At 30.8% G+C, this 747-nt stretch carries 2 protein-coding genes; both read left to right on the top strand.

The window, feature by feature from the left end:
• The coding region (locus ACYVRH_RS13810) for a hypothetical protein (protein WP_461257463.1) at positions 1–181 on the top strand (181 nt) is incomplete at its 5' end.
• Positions 182–235: 54 nt separating this feature from the next.
• Positions 236–715: a glutathione peroxidase gene (locus ACYVRH_RS13805; protein ID WP_461257462.1), complete on the top strand. Its 480-nt coding sequence runs from the start codon at positions 236–238 to the stop codon at positions 713–715.
• The last annotated feature ends 32 nt before the right edge of the window (positions 716–747 follow it).

Genomic DNA, 747 nt, shown 5'->3' with positions numbered 1-747 from the left:
AACAAACATAAAGCACATACTGGCTATACGCATTTGCACTCCCGAACCGGCGTTGTATATTCTGGACAGCCTTTTTGGTTTTAACGGTTTTATATTCGCGCTTCCAACTGCGGATATATGTACCGTGATTCTTGCGTTTACCTTGAGCCGTCCGCTTTTCAGGATAATGCGTGGTGAATAAAAATTGACAAATGTAAGTTTAATAGATTAAAATAATGGCTATAGGAGGATTCTAATGAGTATTTATGATATTCTGGTTAAAGATTTGAATGGGAAAGAAGTTTCTTTGAATATGTTTAAAGGAAAAGTTCTTTTGATTGTTAATACTGCAACTGGATGTGGTTTTACACCACAGTATAAAGGTTTGCAAAAATTATATGAAAATTATCGTGATAAAGGTTTTGAAATACTTGATTTTCCATGTAATCAATTTGGGCATCAAGCACCCGGGTCTGAAACAGAAATAAATAGTTTCTGCACGTTAAAATATCATACTACTTTTCCACGTTTTTCTAAAATTGATGTTAATGGACATAATGAAAGTCCTTTATATGGTTTATTAAAAAATCAACAAAAAGGAATATTTGATTCAAAAAATATAAAATGGAATTTTACAAAATTCTTGATTGATAAAACTGGAAATGTTATAAAACGTTATGGACCGGATAAAAGACCTGAAATTATTGAATATGATATAAAAAAATTATTGGAATAAAAAACGAGGATAAATAATGATGTACGCTTGTC

The sequence above is a fragment of the Treponema sp. R80B11-R83G3 genome (genome assembly GCF_054786115.1).
The sequence above is the reverse complement of the archived record's forward strand: the minus strand, read 5'-3'. Positions and strand labels throughout refer to the sequence as shown.

Coding starts and splice junctions, on each gene's coding strand:
- ACYVRH_RS13805 (WP_461257462.1), top strand. CDS start 236: ATGAGTATTTATGATATTCTGGTTAAAGATTTGAATGGGAAAGAAGTT.